This is a genomic window from Bradyrhizobium sp. CB2312, from assembly GCF_029714425.1.
Taxonomy (GTDB): Bacteria; Pseudomonadota; Alphaproteobacteria; order Rhizobiales; family Xanthobacteraceae; genus Bradyrhizobium.
Window position 1 is genome coordinate 6221942 of sequence record NZ_CP121668.1, and the last position, 21028, is coordinate 6242969.

General features: G+C 64.0%; 19 protein-coding genes and 1 pseudogene. 8 read left to right on the plus strand and 12 right to left on the minus strand.

Annotated features, from left to right (window positions below):
- Positions 1 to 41 precede the first annotated feature (41 nt).
- From QA642_RS30570 to QA642_RS30585, 4 genes are all read right to left on the minus strand, one after another.
- Positions 42 to 1427, minus strand: a complete 1386-nt coding sequence (locus tag QA642_RS30570) for an ATP-binding protein (RefSeq protein ID WP_283080168.1) — start codon at positions 1425 to 1427, stop codon at positions 42 to 44.
- A gap of 1 nt (position 1428) precedes the next feature.
- A complete protein-coding gene (locus QA642_RS30575; RefSeq protein ID WP_283080169.1) occupies positions 1429 to 2103 on the minus strand; it encodes a response regulator transcription factor in 675 nt (224 codons plus the stop codon).
- Between the two features lie 204 nt (positions 2104 to 2307).
- Positions 2308 to 3261, minus strand: coding sequence for an ABC transporter substrate-binding protein (locus tag QA642_RS30580; protein ID WP_283080170.1), 954 nt, complete (start codon positions 3259 to 3261; stop codon positions 2308 to 2310).
- A gap of 170 nt (positions 3262 to 3431) precedes the next feature.
- Complete coding sequence (locus QA642_RS30585; protein ID WP_283080171.1) at positions 3432 to 5159, minus strand: adenylate/guanylate cyclase domain-containing protein; 1728 nt, start codon at positions 5157 to 5159, stop codon at positions 3432 to 3434.
- Between the two features lie 290 nt (positions 5160 to 5449).
- Between QA642_RS30585 and QA642_RS30590 the strand changes: the two genes are divergently transcribed.
- Entirely contained in the window at positions 5450 to 6307 is an 858-nt protein-coding gene (locus QA642_RS30590; RefSeq protein ID WP_283080172.1) for a metal-dependent phosphohydrolase, read from the plus strand.
- Between the two features lie 250 nt (positions 6308 to 6557).
- Positions 6558 to 7931 (plus strand): epoxide hydrolase family protein, encoded by a 1374-nt coding sequence (locus tag QA642_RS30595; protein WP_283080173.1) that lies wholly within the window; start codon positions 6558 to 6560, stop codon positions 7929 to 7931.
- 105 nt (positions 7932 to 8036) lie between these two features.
- Here the strand turns inward: QA642_RS30595 and QA642_RS30600 are convergent, their stop codons facing one another.
- Entirely contained in the window at positions 8037 to 9125 is a 1089-nt protein-coding gene (locus tag QA642_RS30600) for a TRAP transporter substrate-binding protein (RefSeq protein WP_283080174.1), read from the minus strand.
- A gap of 384 nt (positions 9126 to 9509) precedes the next feature.
- Here QA642_RS30600 and QA642_RS30605 point away from each other — a divergent pair.
- Positions 9510 to 9875, plus strand: a pseudogene (locus QA642_RS30605) (DUF5939 domain-containing protein); the annotation flags it as partial.
- Between the two features lie 187 nt (positions 9876 to 10062).
- Here the strand turns inward: QA642_RS30605 and QA642_RS30610 are convergent.
- The 6 genes from QA642_RS30610 to QA642_RS30635 all read right to left on the minus strand — a co-directional run bounded on the left by QA642_RS30610 (position 10063) and on the right by QA642_RS30635 (position 14687).
- Positions 10063 to 10413, minus strand: coding sequence for a zinc ribbon domain-containing protein YjdM (locus tag QA642_RS30610; protein WP_283080175.1), 351 nt, complete (start codon positions 10411 to 10413; stop codon positions 10063 to 10065).
- A gap of 82 nt (positions 10414 to 10495) precedes the next feature.
- Complete coding sequence (locus QA642_RS30615) at positions 10496 to 10669, minus strand: hypothetical protein (RefSeq protein WP_018644642.1); 174 nt, start codon at positions 10667 to 10669, stop codon at positions 10496 to 10498.
- Between the two features lie 379 nt (positions 10670 to 11048).
- A complete protein-coding gene (locus QA642_RS30620) occupies positions 11049 to 11387 on the minus strand; it encodes a hypothetical protein (protein ID WP_283080176.1) in 339 nt (112 codons plus the stop codon).
- 370 nt (positions 11388 to 11757) lie between these two features.
- Positions 11758 to 12849, minus strand: coding sequence for a TRAP transporter substrate-binding protein (locus QA642_RS30625; RefSeq protein ID WP_283080177.1), 1092 nt, complete (start codon positions 12847 to 12849; stop codon positions 11758 to 11760).
- A gap of 204 nt (positions 12850 to 13053) precedes the next feature.
- Entirely contained in the window at positions 13054 to 14196 is a 1143-nt protein-coding gene (locus QA642_RS30630; protein WP_283080178.1) for an Mrp/NBP35 family ATP-binding protein, read from the minus strand.
- A 53-nt stretch (positions 14197 to 14249) separates the two neighbouring features.
- Positions 14250 to 14687, minus strand: coding sequence for a VOC family protein (locus QA642_RS30635; protein WP_283080179.1), 438 nt, complete (start codon positions 14685 to 14687; stop codon positions 14250 to 14252).
- A 199-nt stretch (positions 14688 to 14886) separates the two neighbouring features.
- On the opposite strand from QA642_RS30635, the gene QA642_RS30640 reads away from it, so the two are divergent.
- The 5 genes from QA642_RS30640 (at position 14887) to QA642_RS30660 (ending at position 19626) form a co-directional block, all read left to right on the plus strand.
- Positions 14887 to 15759 carry an NAD(P)-dependent oxidoreductase gene (locus QA642_RS30640; RefSeq protein WP_283080180.1) on the plus strand — a complete coding sequence of 291 codons (873 nt, stop codon included), beginning with the start codon at positions 14887 to 14889 and terminating at the stop codon, positions 15757 to 15759.
- Positions 15760 to 15781: 22 nt separating this feature from the next.
- Entirely contained in the window at positions 15782 to 17059 is a 1278-nt protein-coding gene (gene nhaD / locus QA642_RS30645) for a sodium:proton antiporter NhaD (RefSeq protein WP_283080181.1), read from the plus strand.
- A 139-nt stretch (positions 17060 to 17198) separates the two neighbouring features.
- Entirely contained in the window at positions 17199 to 18794 is a 1596-nt protein-coding gene (locus QA642_RS30650) for a HAMP domain-containing sensor histidine kinase (RefSeq protein WP_283080182.1), read from the plus strand.
- Between the two features lie 45 nt (positions 18795 to 18839).
- A complete protein-coding gene (locus QA642_RS30655) occupies positions 18840 to 19043 on the plus strand; it encodes a DUF1289 domain-containing protein (protein ID WP_283080183.1) in 204 nt (67 codons plus the stop codon).
- A 28-nt stretch (positions 19044 to 19071) separates the two neighbouring features.
- Positions 19072 to 19626: a TIGR02281 family clan AA aspartic protease gene (locus QA642_RS30660; protein ID WP_283080184.1), complete on the plus strand. Its 555-nt coding sequence runs from the start codon at positions 19072 to 19074 to the stop codon at positions 19624 to 19626.
- 6 nt (positions 19627 to 19632) lie between these two features.
- Here QA642_RS30660 and dusA read toward each other — a convergent pair whose 3' ends face one another.
- Positions 19633 to 20592 carry a tRNA dihydrouridine(20/20a) synthase DusA gene (gene dusA, locus QA642_RS30665; RefSeq protein WP_283087010.1) on the minus strand — a complete coding sequence of 320 codons (960 nt, stop codon included), beginning with the start codon at positions 20590 to 20592 and terminating at the stop codon, positions 19633 to 19635.
- Between the last annotated feature and the right edge of the window lie 436 nt (positions 20593 to 21028).

A 21028-nucleotide genomic window follows, 5' to 3' on the forward strand; every position in this document is an offset into this window, starting at 1 on the left:
GCAGTCGAACTCGCGGTGAGAACCCCTCACCCGTCTCGCCGCTATCCACCCTCTCCCACAAGGGGAGAGGGTAAAGCGCCCTTCTCCGCCAGCCTGAACCGCAGCGTGAACTCGGCGCCGCCGCCGGGAAGATTGTCCACCGCAACCGTGGCGTCGTGATCGTCGGCCACGCCGCGCACGATCGAAAGGCCGAGGCCCGCGCCGTCGCTGCGCTGGCGATCCCTCCGCCAGAAGCGCTGGAAGATCAGCTCACGCTCGCCATCGGCAACGCCTGGGCCGCAATCGCGCACGCGCACCGAGCCGTCGTCGCCGACCTCGACGTCCACGGCGGTATCCTTCGCCGTGAACTTGATGGCGTTTTCGGCGAGGTTGAAGATCGCGCGCTGGAGCATCTCGGCATTGCCGTGGATCAAAACCGGCCCCTCGCTGCCCTTGAGCGCGATCTCCTTGTGCTGGGCGATCGCAAGCGGCGCGATCGCGCCGACCACCTCGGCGCAGACGGCGCGCAGGTCCGCGGTCTCGCCGGGATCGAGCACCAAGGTGTCGAGCTCGGCGATCTCCAGGAGCTGGGCGACGATCCGGCTCATGCCCTCGATGTCGTCATGCAGCGCCTGCCGTGCGGCATTGTCGCCGAGCGTCTCGACTCGCGTCCGCAGGATCGTCAGCGGCGTGCGCAATTGGTGGGCGGCATCGGCGGTGAACTGCCGCTGCACCCGAAAGCCGTCCTCGAGGCGGTCGAGCGCCTGGTTGACCGCGGTGACGAGCGGCAGGATCTCGCGCGGGATCTGCTCGGTCGGCAAGCGGATGTCGGTCCGCGCCGGGCCGATATTGCTGGCCTCCTCCGACGCCTTCCACAGTGGCGCGATGGCGCGGCGGAAGATCACGATGTCGATGCCGAGCAGGATCAGCAGCACCGGAATGGTGATCCAGCCCACCCGCCGGAAGAAGTTCGAGATGATGTCGTCGATGATGACGTCGCGGTGCGCAAGGTCCTCGGCGACGCGGATGCGCACGACCTTGCCGTCGACGATGCGCGTGACGCTGGCGCCGGAGATCGTCTCCGATGGCGGTGGCGCCGACACTGCTGCGCCGGTCTTGCGGCGGGACGAGAACAGCAGGTGGCCGTCGGCGTCGCGGATGTCGTAGAGATAGCGGCCGTAGGCTTCCGAATAGAGGCCCCTCAGGCTGTCCGGCAGATTGAACGTCAGGAGGCCGTCCGGCTGCGCGACGATGCGCTCGGCGAGTACTTCGGCCTGGGCGCGCATGGCATCGCGGTGCAGCTGGTCGACCTCGGAATTGAGCAGCCAGAACAGCACCAGCGGCAGGAAGATCGCGACCACCGCGACCGCGACGATGTGCATGAACACGATGCGCCAGATCAGCGATTTGAAGGTCGGCGATCGGCCGTAGGCCGGCGCGGCGGCCACGTTATTTCTCCTCAGCCATGAGGTAGCCGACGCCGCGGATGGTGTGGATCACGACCCGGGCGCCGTGCTCGGCGAGCTGCTTGCGCAGCCGCGAGACGTAGACCTCGACCGCATTGGAAGCGACCTCGCCTTCGAGGCCGAAGATGTGGTCCTCGACGTTCTTCTTCGGCACCACCCGCCCCTGCCGGCGCAGCAGGATCTCCAGCACCGAGGTCTCGCGCGCGGAGATGATCCGCGGCTGGTCGTCGACGAAGATCTGGCGGCTCTCGGTGTCGTAAACGAGGTTGGCGAGACTGAGCGAACGGCCAAGCAGCTGACCCGGCCGGCGCAGGATCGCCTCCAGCCGCGCCACCAGCTCCTCCATCGCGAACGGCTTTGCCAAATAATCGTCGGCGCCGCTGCGCAGGCCGCTGACACGGTCCTGTAGGCCGCCGCGCGCGGTCAGCACCAGAACCGGCAGCGGCTCCATCTGGCGGCGCAGCTCGCGCAGCACCGACAGGCCGTCGCCGTCGGGCAGGCCGAGGTCGAGGATCATCGCGGCATAGCTGACGCTGCTGACCGCCTCGCGCGCCTCGGCGGCGCTGCCCACGATATCGCTCTCATAGCCGGCCGCCGCCAGCCCGCTGGCCACGAGCCGCGACAGCTCGGCATTGTCCTCGACGATCAGAAGGCGCATCGCAGTCCCGGCATCATCACACGGCTCGCGCCGTATCCCTGCTCTCTTCCACCATTCCGAACGCCTCGGCCAGCGAAAAGTGCCGCCTGGTCGGCCGTCCCGCCCCGTCAGGTTGGTGTAAGCCGATCTGGGCGCGCACCGGCGGATGACAGCTCCAGAGCAATGGCTCTGTCCGCCCATACGCCCCCGTCCGCGACGTGCAGTTTACTCGATCACCTCGTCTGCGCCGGCAACGATCGCGGATGAGAACGCATAACCGAGCAGTTTGGCCGCCTTCAAGTTGATGACGAGCTCTACTTTTGTGACGAGCTGGACAGGAAGATCAGAAGGCTTCTCGCCCAACAGGACCCGTCCGGCATAGATACCCGCGCGCCGGTGCGATTGCATGAAATCTCCTCCATAGCTCATCAAACCTCCGGCGGTGGGAAAGTCCCGGGTCTGTGTGATTGCGGGCACGCGATATTTCATCGCCAGAGCAGCGAGCCGCGAACTGCGAAATGCAAAATAAGGGTCGGAGGTAAACACAAGTCCACTCGCCCCGTCCTCGGCCGCCGCAGCGAACACAGATTCAAATTCATCCTCCTTGCTGGCGTTCAGTGTCTCCAGTTGAACACGCATTGTATCCGCAGCCGCGCGAAGCTTCTGCAATTGCGATTCTGCGGTCGGACTTGTCGGGTTGGCGACGACCATCAATTTGGTCGCCGTGGGCAACAGGTCGCGCATCAACTCGAGCCGTTTTGGCGACACGTCGACGCTCAGGCTCGAAACTCCCGTGATGTTTCCGCCCGGCCGCGGCAAGCTATCCACCACGTGGAGCTGAACGGGATCGCCGCCCATCTCAAAAACGATTGTCTGGGTCGGGCTCGCAGCTTTCGCAGCAAGTGCCACGGGAGCGCCCCCGGGCGCCACGAGGATATCCACATTTCGGGCGACCAGTTCGGCGGCCAACGCAGGCAATCGGGAATATTGTCCGTTGGCCCACCGAAAGTCGATCTTCACGTTGCGGCCCTCGACAAAGCCCGCTTCTGCCAGTCCCTGGCGGAAAGCCTCAAGTCGACTGGCAAAGAGCTCGGGCGACTCCGGGCAAAGATAGCCAATGGCGGGCATGGAGGACTTCTGCCCATACGCGTCGGCCGTCCACGTCGCGGCGCCCGCCATCAAAAGCAGAAAATCCCGCCGCCCGGCGCATCTTCGTAACGTTACTGCTCCCGAGTCGGGGCACCTCATGGCTACGAACCCGTTGCCGTCAGCCGATTGTCGAAGCATAGCCCCGGATGCTCCAACAGTCTTCAACTGGATTGTGCCGGGCATCCGGCGACCGGTCCCGGCTAGGGAGCGTTGAAGGCTATTCCGAAGACCGGAATAGCTTCGTCAAATCCCTTGATATTGCGATCCCCAAGGTCCTCGACGGGCCGCCGACCCTTGACGTCAGCGGCGACTTTCGCGTCGACCAGAATTTCCTTGTCTGCGGCAGATGCGCACAATCGGGCCGCGAGATTCACAACGCTGCCAATGGCGGTGTAGTCGAGCCGGTCCTTGTAGCCGATCCGGCCGACAGTCGCCGGCCCGCTGGCAAGGCCGATTCCGAAACCAACATGGTAGCCGCGCGATCGCCAGCCCGCGATAAGGACCTGCACGGTCCTCTGCATGTCGACGGCGAGATCGATGGCTCTCAACGCAGGCTCTTCGACCGGGACAGGTGCGTTCACCAGCACCATCAGCCCGTCTCCGGAGAAATTGATCAGCGTTGCCTCGAATTTCGCGATGACCCTGCCAAGGTCTTCATAGTACTCCGACAATACGCTCATGACGTCCTCAGGCGTAGCTCCCGCCGAAAAAGCGGTGAAACCCCTGAGATCGCAGAAGACAACGACGACTTCCGTGCGGCGACCATCGAGCACGCTGTCATCGCCGGCCCGATCGACGAGATCGGCGACCTGGGGAGCGAGGAATCGCTTGAGCCTCGCTATGCGCTCCTGGTGCTCCTGCGCCAGCGCCAGCTCGGAAGCCATCTTGTTGAAACTGTTTGCAAGGCGCTGGAACTCGTCCCCGGTGTGGATCAGGATTCGGTGGTCAAAGGACCCGGCACCAATCCTCTCCGTGCCCTCCTCGAGCAGTTTGATCGGCTCTGTCATCCGGTCGGCCAATGCATAGGCAAAAACGCCTGCGAGCATAGTGCTGACTGCGAGGAGCATTGCCGTCCGCCACAGGGCGGCGTAGATCGGCGCGTAAGCCTCGGATAGTGGCTGCGCGACCACGACTGTCCAATCGGTGCCCTGTACGGGAGCCGCGCTGGCGGCAACAAATTGTCCTTGTGCATCCCGGCTCGTTGCGAAGCCCGCTTTCGGCCCTATCGCGTCCCGCACAGCCCGAAATGGCTTGGAGGTTGCTTCTTCCGCCCCGCGGAGGACCAGGCTGATGTCGGGATGGGCGATCAGGCGACCCGACCGGTCCAGGACGAAAGCAAAGCCGGTCCTTCCGACCTTGATCGCCGAGATCACGTCCCAGATCAGCTTGAGGTTGACCTCGGCTACGACTGCACCGAGGGCCGGTCGGCTGCCGACAATCGCAACCGTCAGGTACGGTTCGGAGCCGCGATTGTAGTTGACGTCGCTGAACCAGACCTGAGCTGCCCGGGCCCCGACCAGGGCAGGATCAGCTGACCGGTCCGTACGGCTCTCAATTCGATTGAGGCCGATCCGTGAGACGTAGAGACGCTCGAGACCGCTGCCGTCGAGGAGTGTGAGACTGGCGATGGCAGGCGCTTGTCGAAGGAGGCGCAACGCGTCGGTCCGCCGGCGTTCGTCGGGCTCGTCGGTCCACGGAAGCTGCACCAGCCAGCCGAGCTGCGTTGTGATGCCGTGGATGAAATCGTGTATTTCGGCGGCCGCGGACGCTGACTGGAGGCCGAGCCACTGGTCCAGCCTCGCACGCTGATCGCGATAGCCGAACCACGCTTCAATAACGCCGTTGAATGCGAGTGGGACTGCGACCGCCACGAAAAGCGCGAGCAAATATTTATGAAAGAGGCCGCGAAACCGATCTTGAGGAATCATGATCCGGTCACCCGTACAATCGCACAGATACTATGGGCCCAGAATAACATGTCGCTTTGCCGTCAAGCGAAGTTCATTTGACCCGGGCGTTGCCCCTTCGCGCCGGCAAGGCGGACCAGTCACGCGGTCCGGCGACAAGCTACCGGGCAGGAGCAGCCCGGCGTCATCGCCACTATTGATCTAGGTCAAACATCATCCATCCGCTGGCTTCACCCTTCCGGGGTCCTCCTCTCCCTTCCGATCCTGCAGAAGGCCTACTGAAGGTTCGACGACGAAAGTGAGGCTCGCTCATGATCACGATTCCAGAACTGACGTCCCAGGCGCTCGGTGCGTTCCTGATCTCGGAGACGAGCGGTCGCTTCGGCTCGTCTCGCGCCAGCTTGCCGGAATTGCTCCCCTATGCAGCAAAGCTGGCTCTGGAATGTATCGGTAATAGCGACGCACTCTACCACAACGTCGAGCACACCTTGTTGGTCACGCTGGTGGGGCACGACATTCTGATTGGGCGCTCGCTTCTGAGGCCGACGACGGCCAGCGATTATGCTCACTTCATTCTGGCGTGCCTGATCCACGACATCGGCTACGTCAGGGGGATAGTGCACGGAGACCAGGACGGAGCCTATGTTGTTGATGGTACCGGACGAACGGTTGAGTTACCGATCGGCTCCTCCGATGCAGCGCTTGCGCCCTATCATGTCGACCGCTCAAAGTTGTTCGCCGTGGAGCGTCTCGACGCAGTCGACCAGATCGACGCCACTCGCGTTGCCCAGGCCATCGAATACACTCGTTTTCCCTATGCAGACGCACCAGCGAACGAACTCAAGGACGATCTGGACGAAGAGGAAGGCATGTTGCTCCGCGCCGCCGATCTGATCGGTCAGCTCGGCGATCCGAACTACATGAAGAAATCAAACGCGCTCTTCTACGAATTCGAGGAGATCGGGCTCAACAAATCGCTCGGATACGCCACGCCCGCCGATGTGGTATACAAATATCCTCAATTCTACTGGACCAAGGTCTCACCGCAGATCCAAACTGCCATCCGCTATTTGAACGTGACCTCGAGCGGAAGACAATGGATCAGCAGTCTGTATGGCAATGTCCTGCGCGCTGAGCGCGAGGTCCGACTATCTGGTCCGCAGCTGTAGACTGGCGTTTCCGAACTGTGATTTTCGCTTCTCTGGATCAAGTCAGGCGAAACGCCGCGTCCGTACCGGCAGCTTGATGATTGCTTTGTCCCGCCGAATTGCCTCGACCGGCGACACGCCGCCTGAATGATGCCGGCGCGACAACGGCTAACGAGCTCTCACAAACCATAACAGGCGCTCCCCGCGCTTTCGCGGGATGATCCGGGACGAAACACCAAGGCGAAATCACCCAAGGCAAAGGACAGGTTCCATGACAATGCTCATCAAACCGCCGGTCGCTGCTGCGGAGGCAATTTCGACCAGCGAGGCCGTCGATCACGACAGGCGCAGATTCCTGACCACCGCCGCCACAGGCATCGTGGCCGCCGGTACAGCGGCGCTGTTTCCCCTCCGCCCGACGCCCGCCGCGACGAGCGAGGCGATCCGCCGCTTCAGGATCAACATCCCCGACAAGGCGCTCACCGATCTGCGTCGTCGCCTCGCCGCGACGCGCTGGCCCGACAAGGAGACCGTCGACGACGATTCGCAAGGCGTGCCGCTGGCGACGCAGCAGCAGCTCGTCCGCTATTGGCAGACCGACTACGACTGGCGAAGGATCGAGTCCCGGCTCAACGCGTTGCCGCAATATATGACCGGGATCGACGGCCTCGATATCCATTTCCTGCACGTCCGTTCGAAGCATGCAAACGCGCTGCCGATGATCGTGACGCACGGCTGGCCCGGCTCCGTCATCGAGCAGCTCAAAATCATCGATCCCCTGACCAATCCGACCGCGCATGGCGGCAGCGCCGATGATGCTTTCCACCTCGTGATCCCGTCGATGCCCGGCTACGGATTCTCGGGCAAACCGACCGCCACCGGCTGGGATCCGCAGCGCATCGCGCGGGCCTGGGTCGTGCTGATGAAGCGCCTCGGTTACACCAGGTTTGTCGCCCAGGGCGGCGATTGGGGCTCGCCGGTCTCGAATGAAATGGCCAAGCTCGGGGCCCCGGAATTGATCGGCATTCACGTCAACCTGCCCGGCGTCGTTCCGCCGGAGATTTTCAAGGCCGTGGCTTCGGGCGAACCCGCACCCACCGACCTGTCCGACGAGGAGAAGCGCGTCTTCGCCCAGCTCAAGCTCCAGTTCACAAAGCGGCGCGCCTATGCCCAGATCATGGGGACGCGTCCGCAGACGATGTCGGCACTTGCGGATTCTCCGGCCGGCCTCGCCGCCTGGCTGCTCGATCACGGCGACGGCTACGCCCAGCCGGCCGCGGCGATGGCTTCGGCAGTCGCTGGGCATGCGGTCAACGGGCACTCCGCGGGCGCCCTGACGCGCGACGACGTGCTCGACAACATCACGCTGTACTGGCTGACCAACACCGCCGTCTCCTCGGCGCGGCTGTATTGGGAGAACAAGACCAATCTCTATCTGCCTGCCAACGTCACGATCCCGGCCGCCGTCACGGCATTCCCCGGTGAAAGTTTTGTAGCGCCACGGAGCTGGGCCGAGCGGGCCTATCACAAGCTGATCTATTTCCATCAGGCCGAGGCCGGCGGTCACTTCGCGGCGTGGGAGCAACCCGCGATCTTCAGCAGAGAGGTTCGCGACGCCTTCCGCTCGCTGCGCCGCTCGACCTGAACATTTTGGCGGCGCACGCCGCTTTCAAAACCGTCGCGAAGGCGACGCAACGGCAACGCCCCGGAGCCTTCGCTTCGGGGCGTTGCATTCGACGAGAGACTGCGATCAGCTCTGCGAGCGCCGCGCCATGAAGATGTCGTAGCCGACCTCGGCGACCTGGAACCAGGCGTAGCCGTCGCTGGAGAATTTTGCCAGGGAGTCATGCACTTTCTTGAAGTTGGCGTTGGTCGCGCCGACCTCGGCATGCAGCTCCTTGGCCGCCTTGTAGCAGGCATCCATGATCGCCGGCGAGAAGGCGTGCAGCTTGGTGCCGCTCGCGAGCAGCTTCTTCATGGCGAGCGGATTGGCGGTGTCGTAGCGCGCCATCATGTAGTTGTTGGCGGTGTGGCCGGCCTGCTCCAGTACGCTCTGGTAATATTTCGGCAGCGCGTTCCATTTGTCGAGATTGACGAAAGCGAGCAGCATCGGCCCGCCTTCCCACCAGCCGGGATAGTAGTAATGCGGCGCGATCTTGTAGAAGCCGAGCTTCTCGTCGTCATAGGGGCCGACCCATTCGGCGGCGTCGATCGTGCCCTTCTCCAGCGCCGGATAGATGTCGCCGCCGGCGAGCTGCTGCGGCACCACGCCGAGCTTCTGGAGCACGCGGCCGGCAAAACCGCCGATGCGGAATTTCATCCCGCTGAGATCCTGGGGTGTGTTGACCTCCTTCCTGAACCAGCCGCCCATCTGGCAGCCGGTGTTGCCCGCGAGCAGCGAGATGACGTTATAGCTCTTGTAGAACTCGTTGAGCACCTCGCGCCCGCCGCCCTGCATGTACCAGGCCTGGTTGATGCGCATGTTGGGGCCGAACGGCACCGATGAGCCGAAGGTGAATGTCGGGTCCTTGCCGAAATAATAGTAGGACGCGGTGTGGCCGATCTCGCAGGTGGCGTTCTGCACGGCGTCGAGGACCTGGAGGCCCGGCACGATCTCGCCGGCCGCGAAGATCTGGATCTGGAATTTGTTATCGGTTGCCTCGGCAACCATCTTGCACATCATCTCGGCGCCGCCATAGAGCGTATCGAGCGATTTCGGCCAGCTCGTCGGCATGCGCCATTTGATTTCCGGCATCGACTGCGCGATCGCGGGCGCCGCGAGCGTGGCGGCACCCGCCGCACCAAGTCCTGTGACCTTGATGAAGTCTCTTCTCTTCATGATTTCCTGCCCTGATGGATCTGATTGTTGAGCCTTCTTGCCGAGGCTTGGGGCCAGCATGGCGCAAGGGCCAACGGAATTCCATCGTGATCGCACTGCGGCAAAGAAAAAGGGCCGGGCCGCCGCGGGGGCCGGGCTGCTCTGGCAGCCGTGATCGGTCTGCTATGACCGAAAGCGGCCTCATCCTGCATCAAGCCAACCAGGAGCAACGTCCCGACGTTCCGGCTTCAAAAGTGCCGCAAGCAACAGCGGCAAGCCAAAGAAGAAAGCCCAACCTCAGCGCCGCAAAGCCCAACTTGTAGGATGGGTAGAGCGCAGCGAAACCCATCGACAGCACCCGGCGTGAACGTGATGGGTTTCGCTGCGCTCTACCCATCCTACCCGCTGCGCCCCGGCGCGCTGCGGTTGACCCTGGAAAACCTCACCGATGCGCGCGTGCCGCCGGCGGTGTGGGTGGCGAACCAACAGCTCGAGGATCTCCTAACCCGGCGCAAGCCGAGCCTGACCGCACAAAGCGCCTCCTCACGAACCAGACTTTCCGCGATCTCTACCGCACCGCCCCATCGCGCCATTGCCGCTGCGATCCGCATGCGCGAGGCCATGAGCGAGCTAGGGCCCCAGCGCCAGCAGCAGGGCCTGTTGCTGAAGATGGGCATCCACGAGGGATCGTGCCTCGCGGTCACGCTCAACGGCCAGCAGGACTATTTTGGGCAGACCGTGAACATCGCCTCGCGCGTTCAGGGCCTGGCTGCCTCGCGCTCGATCGTCGTGAGGAACCGGTGGTGGACCACGCCAGGACCCGCGACCTGCTGGAAGCCAGCGGCCTCAACCCGACCTGCCGCAGCGTCGCGCTCGGCGGGATCGCGGAGAGAGTGTCGGTCTACGAGATACCGTGAGGCGGCGCGGCCCGGCGAAGTGCAGCCGTCAATTGCGCCTGCTACGCCTTCTTCACGAATTCCGATTTCAGGTTCATCGCGCCGATGCCGTCGATCTTGCAGGCGATGTTGTGGCCGTCGGTGGCGTCCTGGAGGCGGATGTTCCTGACCTTGGTGCCGCCCTTGACGACCGATGACGATCCCTTGACCTTGAGGTCCTTCATCACGACGACGCTGTCGCCATCAGTGAGGATGTTGCCATGGGCATCGCGCACCCCAGCCTCCTGCGGGACCGGCGCGGCCGCATCGCCCGCAGCGCTCCATTCATGGGCGCACTCCGGACAGACCCAGAGATCGCGGTCCTGATAGGCGTGCTCCGACTGGCAGTTCGGGCATTTTGTTGCGTCGTTCATGGCAGGTGTCGATCTCCGGAAAAAGCTGCGCGCTGTGTAGGCTGGAGGCGCGCAGGTTGGCAAGTAGCCGGGCTACATCTCGTCACCGAAACAGTGCGACAAAGATCACGTAGAGCCAGCCCAGGATCCCGTGGATGATCGCCCACAGGATCGAATGGTTGTTGGTGTAGGATATCGCGATGGCGAGCGCCGAGCCAAAGCCGACGCCGTATTTGGCGCCTTCGACGCGGACGCCGTAGTATCGATTGCCGTTCATGGTGATCCCTCTCGAGATTGCGCTGCATCCTTCCTACGGGCCTCGCGCCGATCTCTTGACGCAGATCAATTTTGCTCTGCGCGCGGCGCTGATGGGTGTCAGACAAAAATGTCGAAAACAATCCCATGCAAAGTAGAAACGGCCGGCCCTGGACCTCATTTCTGAAATACCGAATAACGGTTGACGCGTCGAGGCTGGAGGAACGGTGCATTCCGGGAGTTGATGTAGTCCGTAGGATGGGTAGAACGAAGCGAAACCCATCGGCGGCCTCGCCGAGGCGACGGTGATAACGATCACCCTGGGGCGGTATGATGGGTTTCGCTTCGCTCTCCCCATCCTACGATTTGAACTCGCACGATGAGGTTCGCTTCCGCGCTACCTATCGTTCTCTCTCAAAAGCGGCCCTGAGTTCGGCGAGTTGCTCGCCGGTTGCTCCCAACTCCGCGTCCGCGCGATCCGTCGGAACGTCCATATACGCAATCGGCGCATCGAACTGGCTCGCCGTGAAGTCGTATCTCTTGCCTCCGATCCGGTTGTAGAAATGGTCGCCGGCGGGCAACGGCGTCTTCAGCAGGTCACCGCCGAAGAGCTCGTGGATCAGCAGCGAAGTGACGTTGCATTGCCCCACCGCCGGATTCTCCGCCGTCCATTTGCTGGCCGTCGACAGCGACCATGCCTTGAGCAGCGCGCGCTTGATGTCATCGGGATCGAAGCTCATCGTCGCTCCCCCGGCGATCGGCGGCAGCCGAATTTCGGATTATACGATTATCGCTTTATGCCACTGTTTTGCCCGACGTGTCAAACCGCCTCGCCGGTCGGGTAAGCCCCCAGGCCATCCGCGGGTCATTGCGGTCACGGTCGCAAAAATCGGCGCGTCGGCACCGGCTGCTCCGTGATCGCAGTGTCCTGCTGAATTGCCCCGTCCCGTCAAGCTGTTGGAAGCATCGACGAGGCAACCCGCCCTCACCTCGTTTCTACTGTGCATGGGGTTGTTTTCGATTTTTTTGTTTTGGCACTCATCCTCGATCAAAGAAAAAAGCCCGGCCTCGTCGGAGGCCGGACTTTCCGATTGCGACGTGCTGGAACGATCAGCCGCGGGTGCGCGAGCGGATCATGAAGCTGTCATAGGTGTATTCGGCGACCTGCCACCACAGATATTCGTCGGAGCGGTAGGCCTGCATGGCGTCGATCGACTTCTTGAAATCGGCGTTCTTGGCCGAGATCTCCGCCCACAGCTCGTTGGTCGACTTGAGGCAGGCCTCGAGCACTTCGTTGGTGAACGGACGAAGCTGGGTGCCGCCGGCGACCAGACGCTTCAGCGCCGCCGGGTTCTGCATGTCGTAGCGCGCGGCCATCCAGCTGTTGGCATTGGCCGCCGCGTTGGAGAGGATCGCCTGGTAGTTCTTCGGAAGCGAATTCCACTTGTCCAGATTGGTGAAGGCATGGACCATCGGACCGCCTTCCCAGAAACCCGGATAATAATAGTACTTGGCGACCTTGGCGAAGCCGAGCTTCTCGTCATCGTAGGGACCGACCCACTCGGCGGCGTCGATGGTGCCCTTTTCCAGGGCCGGATAGATGTCGCCGCCGGCGAGCTGCTGCGGCACCACGCCCACCTTCTGAAGCACTTGGCCGGCGATGCCGCCGATGCGCATCTTGAGGCCGGAGAGATCGGCAACGGTCTTGATCTCCTTGCGGAACCAGCCGCCCATCTGGGTGCCGGTGTTGCCGCAGGGAAAACCGATCACGTTCGACTTCTTGAAGAACTCGTTGCCGAGCTGCTCGCCGCCGCCCTGGTACCACCAGGAGTTCTGCTGGCGCGCGTTGAGGCCGAATGGCACCGAGGCGTAAATCGCCCAGGTCGGGTCCTTGCCGACGTAGTAGTACGAGACGGTGTGGCACATCTCGACCGTGCCGTTCGAGGTCGCGTCGAGGGCCTGGAGACCCGGGACGACTTCGCCGGCGGCGAACACCTGGATCTGGAATTTGTTATCGGTCATCTCGGCGACGTACTTCGCCAGCTGCTCGCCGCCGCCATAGATGGTGTCGAGCGACTTCGGGAAGCTCGACGTCAGGCGCCACTTGATCTCGGGCGAGGATTGCGCGATCGCCGGCGAGGCCACCGCGGCGGTCACCGCCGCGCCTGCTGCCGACACTTTCAGGAAATCACGACGCTTCATCTTCAGGTCTCTCCTTGCTGGGGCGTTTCCCCTCAACTTCTCTTTGTGCCGCCGCTCATTCCGGCGACGCGTTCAGGCCGCGTCGAACCGAAGGGGCTTGACTGCCGTGGGCGTTTAACACGGACGGGGCGCTTTCGGAACGCGACAATGGCATGATGGGGGTCTACGAAAGTCGCATCTCCCCAACGGATTGGCCTCACAGCCTCAGGCTGCGGCGATGACGCCCTTGAGCTGGTCCCGGACCTGCCCCGCAATGGCGCGGTAGATCGCCGCATGGGGCCCGTCCGGCTCGCTGTCGACGACGGGTTTGCCGGCGTCCGAGGTGGCGCGAATCGCCATGTGCAAGGGGATCTCGCCCAGGAACGGTACCCCGAGCTTCTCGGCCTCGTGACGGGCGCCGCCATGGCCGAAGATGTCGGATTTGGTGCCGCAATGCGGACACTGGAAATAGCTCATGTTCTCGACGATGCCGAGCACGGGCACGTTGACCTTCTTGAACATCGCAAGCCCCCGCCTTGCGTCGATCAGGGAGAGGTCCTGCGGGGTCGAGACGATCACCGCCCCCTTCAGCGGCACGTTCTGCGCCAGCGTGAGCTGGGCATCGCCGGTGCCCGGCGGCATGTCGACGACCAGCACGTCGAGCTGGCCCCATGCGACGTCGCGCAGCATCTGCGTCACCGCCGACATCACCATCGGGCCGCGCCAGATCATCGCGGTTTCTTCCTCCACCAGGAAGCCGATCGACATGATGGCGAGGCCGAAGCGGCGGAGCGGAATCATCTTGCGCTCGCCGTCCAGCTCCGGCTTGTCCCGCAGACCGGTGAGGCGCGGCACCGAGGGGCCGTAGATGTCGGCGTCGAGCAGCCCGACCTTGAGACCGAGGTCGCGCAGGCCGAGCGCGAGGTTGAGCGCGGTGGTCGACTTGCCGACGCCGCCCTTGCCCGAGGCGACCGCGATCACCGCGGCAACGCCGGGAATTTCGGACTGCCGCGCCATCGGCGATTGGGCGCCGCCCTGTGGCGGCGGCTTGTGGGCGTGGACCGGCTGCACGCCCGGCGTGCCGCGGCTCGGCTGCGGGGGTGGCGGCGGCGCGGAGCCCGGCTTGCGCTCGGCGGTCAGCGCCACCATCACGGTGGTGACGCCGGGAATGGCGCGCACGGCGGCCTCGGCCTCGGCCCGGATGGATTCCCAGGCCCGCGCCTCGGCGGCATCGACATTGATCGAGAAGAACACCTTGCCATCCGAGGCGCTGATCGCGCTCAGCACATTGGCATTGGTGAGCGCGACCCCGCGCGGCGACTTGATCCGGGCGAGGCTGTCGAGAACCTGTTGCTGCGTCACGCTCAAAGCGCATCTCCTGAAGTTCAAGATGCCCCATTAGAGCGGAAACGCCCAAAAGGCTACTGCCTGCCGATATCGTCAGCCATCTCGGCGGGCGCGGCTCCCTGCTCGCTGGCCGCCTCGTAATTGAGCTCGATCATGACCCCGTTGGGGTCGTGGACGAAGATCTGCCAGAGCTCGCCGCCGGGCACCTGGCGGGAGTCGAATTTCATGCCTTTCGAGGCCAGCCGCTGCTTCATGCCGTCGAACCCGCGGCTGACGAAGGCGACGTGGTGGACAACGCCGGAATCCGGCTTTTGTGGCTCGGCGGTCGGAGAAATATCGACGAGGTGCACCACCGCCTTGCCCTCGCTGTACATCCAGGCGCCGGGAAAGGCGAAATCCGGCCGCGGGCCTTTTTCCAGGCCCAGCACGTCCTCGTAGAAGCGGACCGTCTCGGCCAGATGCCGGGTCCGAATGTTGAAATGATCGAGCACGCCCACGCTCACGCCGCCCATCCCTCTGCTCCTTTTTTGAAGTCCTTGTTGAAGATCCCAGATCAGCCATCCTAGCACAGGGGGGCGTCAAACGAAGCCGTTGCCCTCTGCCATCAAGGGTTTATGGTGCGCCCGTTCCCCTTCATGTGGAACCTTAGGATCCCCCGGCTGGCGTCCCTCGCCCGGCTGCAACCGTAAAACTCAAGCTACGGACACACACATGGCTAAAGTCGCTTTCCTCGGTCTCGGCGTGATGGGCTTCCCCATGGCCGGACACCTCGTGAAAAAAGGGGGCCATGAGGTCACCGTCTACAACCGCACCGCGGCCAAGGCGAAGGAATGGGCGGACAAGTTCGGCGGCAAGACCGCGGCGACCCCGAAGGCCGCCGCCGAGGGCCAGGATTTCGTGATGTGCTGCGTCGGCAACGACAACGACCTGCGCGCGGTCACGATCGGCGCTGACGGCGCATTCGCCGGCATGAAGAAGGGCGCGACCTTCGTTGACCACACCACGGCCTCCGCCGAAGTCGCGCGCGAGCTGGATGCGGCCGCGACCAAGGCCGGTTTCAAGTTCGTCGACGCTCCCGTGTCGGGCGGCCAGGCCGGCGCCGAGAACGGCGTGCTGACGGTGATGTGCGGCGGTGCGCAGGATGCCTATGCCGGCGCCGAGCCGATCATCACGGGCGCCTATGCGCGGATGTGCAAGCTGCTCGGGCCCGCCGGAAGCGGCCAGCTGACCAAGATGGTCAACCAGATCTGCATTGCCGGCCTCGTGCAGGGCCTGTCCGAGGGCATCCACTTCGCCACGAAGAGCGGCCTCGACGTCGCCGCGGTGATCGAGACCATCTCCAAGGGCGCGGCGCAGTCCTGGCAGATGGAGAACCGCTACAAGACCATGAACGACGGCAAGTACGATTTCGGCTTCGCGGTCGAATGGATGCGCAAGGACCTCTCGATCTCGCTGGCTGAAGCCCGCCGCAACGGCGCCACCCTGCCGGTGACCGCGCTGGTCGACCAGTTCTACGCCGAGATCGAGAAGATGGGCGGCAAGCGCTGGGATACGTCGAGCCTGCTTGCGCGCCTGCAACGCTGACGTCTGAGGGACCGTTCCCGCTTTGCTGACCGCGATCGCCGTCATCTTCGTCGTCGCCTATGCGGCGATCGCGCTCGAGCATCCGCTCGGGATCAACAAGAGTGCCACGGCGCTGATCGGCGCCGCATTGCTCTGGACGGTCTACGCGGTCACCACGGGCGACCATGCGCTGGTCAACCATGCGCTCAACGAGTCCGTCGCCTCCACCGCACAGATCGTGTTCTTCCTCATCGGCGCGATGACCATCGTCGAGGTCATCGACGCCCATGACGGCTTCGAGGTCATCACCGCCCGCATCAGCACCACGAGCCAGATCCGGCTGATGTGGCTGGTCGGCTTCGTGGCGTTCTTCCTCAGCGCGATCCTGGACAACCTGACGACCACCATCGTGATGGTCTCGCTGATCCAGCGGCTGATCGCCAAGCGCGAGGACCGGCTGCTGTTCGCCTCCCTCATCGTCATCGCCGCGAACGCCGGCGGAGCTTGGACCGTGATCGGCGACGTCACCACGACCATGCTGTGGATCGGCGGGCAGATCACGCCGCTGAACATCATGGGCGCGGTGTTCCTGCCCTCGCTGGTCAATCTGCTCGTCCCGCTCGCCTTCCTCAGCTTCCTGGTGAAGGGGAAGACCATCGCACCGCCGCCGAAGGAGGACGGCTTGCAGGTCATCGAGGCGTTCGAGCGCAACCTGATGTTCTATCTCGGGCTCGGCACGCTGATCGCCGTGCCCGCCTTCAAGACGGTCACGCATCTGCCGCCCTTCATGGGCGTGCTGCTCGGGCTCGGCATCGTCTGGCTGGTCGGCGAGATCGTCCACCGCGGCAAGGACGAGCATGTCCGCCATCCCCTCACGCTGGCGCATGCGCTGACGCGGATCGACATGGGCTCGATCGTGTTCTTCGTGGGCATCCTGCTCGCGGTCGCCTGCCTCGAACATGCGGGCCTGCTCACGATGCTGGCGCGATGGCTGGAAGCGACCATCGGCCGCCAGGACATCATCGTCGTCGTGCTCGGCCTGCTCAGCGCCGTCATCGACAACGTCCCACTGGTCGCAGCGACCATGGGCATGTACGACCTCGGCCACTACCCGCCAGACAGCTTCATCTGGGAGTTCATCGCCTATTGCGCCGGCACCGGCGGCTCGATCCTGATCATCGGCTCGGCTGCAGGCGTCGCCGCCATGGGGCTCGAGCGGATCGAGTTCCTCTGGTACGCCCGCCGCATCGCCGGCCCCGCGCTCGCGGGCTATCTCGCAGGCGCCGTCGTCTACGTCGCGCAGCATGCTGCGCTGCACTGAACGGCCGCGCGCGGGCTGAAAATTAACGCGCGGTTAACGTAATTCTTTAGCTCCTTAAGTCACCTCTTAAGGATTTCTTGCCACAGATAGACAATGCAGAAGGCCCGCCTCGCGCGGGCCAGGAATCGTTGTTGTTGCGATGAGTAACCCCGCTGAAAAGCCAGAGGTAGTTCAGCTTCCGGCCGAGCCGGTCAGCGCTCCGTCGGCGAGCAGCCGAAGGGCCGCGGCGCAGCGGGTGCGCGAGGCCCGCGACAAATTAACATCGACCAGCGGAACCCGGCCGGCCTTCGACGCCGAGATGCTGCGCCAATATGCGCAGACCCGGTTGTCCGCCTCCTATGTCGTGCTGCTGTTGGTGGTTGCCACCGGTGTGTTGTTCGGGCTGTGGATGCAGCCGATCCCGGCCGCGGCCTGGACCTGCGGCATGATCTGCATTCACGCCGCGATGATCCGCAGCTGCCGGCGCTTTCTGGCGGAGCCCTCCTCGCCGACGTCAACGCGCGCCTGGCGGACACGCTTCGTCCTGCTCGACCTGCTCTACGGCCTGTGCTGGATGGCGATCCTGATCCATCCCGTGCTCGACATGGTCACGGAAACGCTGATGATGTTCCTGATGCTGCTGGTGATCGCAGTGTCGAGCATGCTCGCCGCCAATTTGCCGATCGCAGCCCTCGCCGCCACCGCGCCGGTCGCGGTCGCGATGGCCTTGAGCTTCGTGATGACCGGCTCGCTGGACAATTACATCCTGGCGGCGCTCGCGCTCGCGGCCGAAGGCTATTTCGTGCTGCTGGCGCACCGCCTGCATTCCTCGACCTTCGCAACCCTCGAGGCGCGCGCCGAGAAGGACGCGCTGATCGGCGAGCTGGAACAGGCGAAAGCAATCTCGGACGAGGCGCGTCACCGCGCCGAATCCGCCAATGTCGCCAAGTCGCGCTTCCTCGCGCAGATGAGCCACGAGCTGCGCACGCCGCTGAATGCGATCCTCGGCTTCTCCGAGGTGATGAAGAGCGAAATTTTCGGCGCGCATGCGGTGAGCGTGTACAAGGAATATTCCGCCGACATCCATAATTCCGGCGTGCACCTGCTCAACCTCATCAACGAGATCCTCGACCTGTCGCGGATCGAGGCGGGCCGCTACGAGCTGAACGAGGAAGCGGTGTCGCTGGTCGGCATCGTCGCCGACTGCCATCATCTGATGAAGCTGCGCGCGTCCAGCCGCGGCATCACGATCCACGAAGTGTTCGAGCAGGCGATGCCGCGGCTGTGGGCCGACGAGCGCGCGGTCCGCCAGGTCGTGCTCAATCTGCTCTCCAACTCGATCAAGTTCACCCCGCAAGGCGGCGAGATCTGGCTCAAGGCCGGCTGGACCGCCTCGGGCGGACAATATCTCTCGGTGAAGGATTCCGGCTCCGGCATTCCCGAGAACGAGATTCCCGTCGTGCTCGCCTCGTTCGGTCAGGGTTCCAACTCGATCAAGTCGGCCGAACAGGGCGCCGGGCTCGGCCTGCCGATCGCGAAAAATCTGATCGACCTTCACGGCGGCACGTTCACGCTGAAATCGAAGCTGCGCATCGGCACCGAGGTGATCGTCACCTTCCCGCCGGAGCGCGTGATGAGCGCGCTGGCACCGATGTCGGATGAGGCTCCGCCGCTCCAGCCGGAGAGTTCCGCAATTGCAGACGAGAAGCGGCGGCCGCGTCACAAACCGATCATGAGCGCAGGCACGGGCTCCTAAACGAGATGCTTGCAGAAATGCCCGACCATCCCCCACTATGTCCGAATGAGCAAAGAAACGCCGTGCGTCGCCGTCTGCATGATCGATCCCAAGACCAAGCTGTGCTTCGGCTGCGGCCGCACCTTGCCGGAGATCGCACGCTGGCACGCCATGGAGAGCGCGGAGCGGCTCGCGGTCATGGCGCTGCTGCCGACGCGGATGACGGACGCCGGGCTGACGCCGATCGCGGGAACGCCGAAGCGCGCCTGATCGCCTCGCGTGCCCTCGGAGGCGCGCCATGATGCGCTTCCTGCTTGTCCTAGTCATGCTCGCCGGCACGGCCGGCGCCGTCGTCGCCTATGGCGATCCCAGCAAGATCGCCCGCGCCAGCAACAAGGTCTCGCATATTTTCCGCGCGCAGACCGCCTCCCCGCCGCCTGCCGTACAGATCCAGCGCGGCCAGGGCGGCGAATTCGCGCTGCGCGCCAAGATCAACGGCGTCGCCGCTCCGATGGTGATCGACACCGGCGCGACCTCGGTGGTGCTGACCTGGGAAACAGCAAAAGCGATCGGACTGCCGCTCGAGATGCTCGAATATGACGTCGATCTCGAAACCGCGGGCGGCCACACCAAGGCGGCCCGGCTCACGCTCGACCGCCTCGCCGTCGGCCACCTCGTCGAGAAATCGGTGCCGGCCCTCGTCGTGCAGCGCGGGCAGATGAAGACCAACCTGCTCGGCATGAGCTTCCTCGACCGCCTGGAGAGCTGGGGCGTTCGCGCCGACACGCTGATGCTCACCGGCTATCCGGAGCTGCAGAGCAGCCATCGCCGCACGCGCACGGCGGCCGATTAGGCAGACTTACGCCGCCGCTTCCGCCGGCGCGCGCGCACCGACGCGGGCGATCGCATCGCGCAGCACATCAAGGCCGGCGCCCGGCTTCACGCCCTGCTCGGCGAGATGCCGGCGGAACGCCCGCGCGCCGGGTACGGCGTGGAACGCGCCGACGAAATGCCGGGTGATGGCGTGCAGCCGCGTGCCGCGGGCGAGCTGCTGCTCGATATAGGGCATCATCGCCTCGAACGCGTCCTGCATGGTCGCATGCGGCGGCGCCTCGCCGAAGATGTCGCGATCGACGCTGAGCAGCCGCCACGGCTCCTGATAGGCGGCACGGCCGAGCATCACGCCATCGACGTGATCGAGATGTGCCTTCGCCTCGTCGATGCCAGGGACGCCGCCATTGATGATGATGGGCATATCAGGCATCGCGCGCTTGAGGCGATAAACGCGATCATAGTCGAGCGGCGGGATGTCGCGGTTCTCCTTCGGCGACAGACCATTGAGCCAGGCTTTGCGGGCGTGCACGATCAGCGCGTCGCAGCCGGAGGCGACCACCGCGCGCGCAAGCGTATCGAGCGCGACTTCCGGATCCTGCTCGTCGATGCCGATGCGGCACTTGACGGTGACGGGAACGCCGACCGCGCGCTTCATCGCCTCGACGCATCGCGCCACCAGCTCCGGCTCCGCCATCAGGCAGGCGCCGAAGCGGCCGTCCTTCACGCGGTCGGACGGACAGCCGACATTGAGATTGATCTCGTCATAGCCGAACTCCTCGCCGATCCGCGCAGCGAGCGCGAGCTCGCGCGGATCCGACCCGCCAAGCTGCAGCGCCACCGGATGCTCGCACGCGTCGAAGCCGAGCAGCCGCTCCCGATCGCCATGAACCACGGCGCCAGTGGTCAGCATCTCCGTATAGAGCAGCGCGCGCCGGGTCAGCTGACGGTGGAACACCCGACAGTGCCGGTCGGTCCAGTCCATCATGGGTGCCACGGAAAAGCGATAACCTTTATATTTCAATGATTTATCCATCCGAGATGACGTGCCGTTTGAAGGTATTATCTGCGCCTCCTAGCGATTTGTGACATCATCCTCAAGATCGCACTTTCGAGCAACCGGCTTGAGGATCGCGCTCCTCAAGAGAGAGCAATACCGATCACAACTGCCGCAACTGGAAGAAGCTTGATCCCGCCGCGGCACGGCTCATCCAACACATCAACACATGGTGAGCAGCCGGCTCCCATTGAACAGAGCTTCAATAGGGCTGCTCGACAAAATCATGCGAGATTCAAAGGCATGGTGACGATAAGGCAGCATCTCAGGCGAGCTTATGCTGATCCCGCCAACCGAGTATGAAGGAATTCCTCGTTGGCCGCGCCTTCGCTGCTGGCCAATCCAGTCGCATGGGGAAAGTGCCCGG

Bases quoted from the DNA above. Each gene is read 5' to 3' on its own strand.
- QA642_RS30575 (WP_283080169.1), bottom strand. From the start codon at position 2,103: ATGCGCCTTCTGATCGTCGAGGACAATGCCGAGCTGTCGCGGCTCGTG.
- QA642_RS30580 (WP_283080170.1), bottom strand. From the start codon at position 3,261: ATGGCGGGCGCCGCGACGTGGACGGCCGACGCGTATGGGCAGAAGTCC.
- QA642_RS30585 (WP_283080171.1), bottom strand. From the start codon at position 5,159: ATGATTCCTCAAGATCGGTTTCGCGGCCTCTTTCATAAATATTTGCTC.
- QA642_RS30590 (WP_283080172.1), top strand. From the start codon at position 5,450: ATGATCACGATTCCAGAACTGACGTCCCAGGCGCTCGGTGCGTTCCTG.
- QA642_RS30595 (WP_283080173.1), top strand. From the start codon at position 6,558: ATGACAATGCTCATCAAACCGCCGGTCGCTGCTGCGGAGGCAATTTCG.
- QA642_RS30600 (WP_283080174.1), bottom strand. From the start codon at position 9,125: ATGAAGAGAAGAGACTTCATCAAGGTCACAGGACTTGGTGCGGCGGGT.
- QA642_RS30610 (WP_283080175.1), bottom strand. From the start codon at position 10,413: ATGAACGACGCAACAAAATGCCCGAACTGCCAGTCGGAGCACGCCTAT.
- QA642_RS30615 (WP_018644642.1), bottom strand. From the start codon at position 10,669: ATGAACGGCAATCGATACTACGGCGTCCGCGTCGAAGGCGCCAAATAC.
- QA642_RS30620 (WP_283080176.1), bottom strand. From the start codon at position 11,387: ATGAGCTTCGATCCCGATGACATCAAGCGCGCGCTGCTCAAGGCATGG.
- QA642_RS30625 (WP_283080177.1), bottom strand. From the start codon at position 12,849: ATGAAGCGTCGTGATTTCCTGAAAGTGTCGGCAGCAGGCGCGGCGGTG.
- QA642_RS30635 (WP_283080179.1), bottom strand. From the start codon at position 14,687: ATGGGCGGCGTGAGCGTGGGCGTGCTCGATCATTTCAACATTCGGACC.
- QA642_RS30640 (WP_283080180.1), top strand. From the start codon at position 14,887: ATGGCTAAAGTCGCTTTCCTCGGTCTCGGCGTGATGGGCTTCCCCATG.
- QA642_RS30650 (WP_283080182.1), top strand. From the start codon at position 17,199: ATGAGTAACCCCGCTGAAAAGCCAGAGGTAGTTCAGCTTCCGGCCGAG.
- QA642_RS30655 (WP_283080183.1), top strand. From the start codon at position 18,840: ATGAGCAAAGAAACGCCGTGCGTCGCCGTCTGCATGATCGATCCCAAG.
- QA642_RS30660 (WP_283080184.1), top strand. From the start codon at position 19,072: ATGATGCGCTTCCTGCTTGTCCTAGTCATGCTCGCCGGCACGGCCGGC.
- dusA (WP_283087010.1), bottom strand. From the start codon at position 20,592: ATGATGGACTGGACCGACCGGCACTGTCGGGTGTTCCACCGTCAGCTG.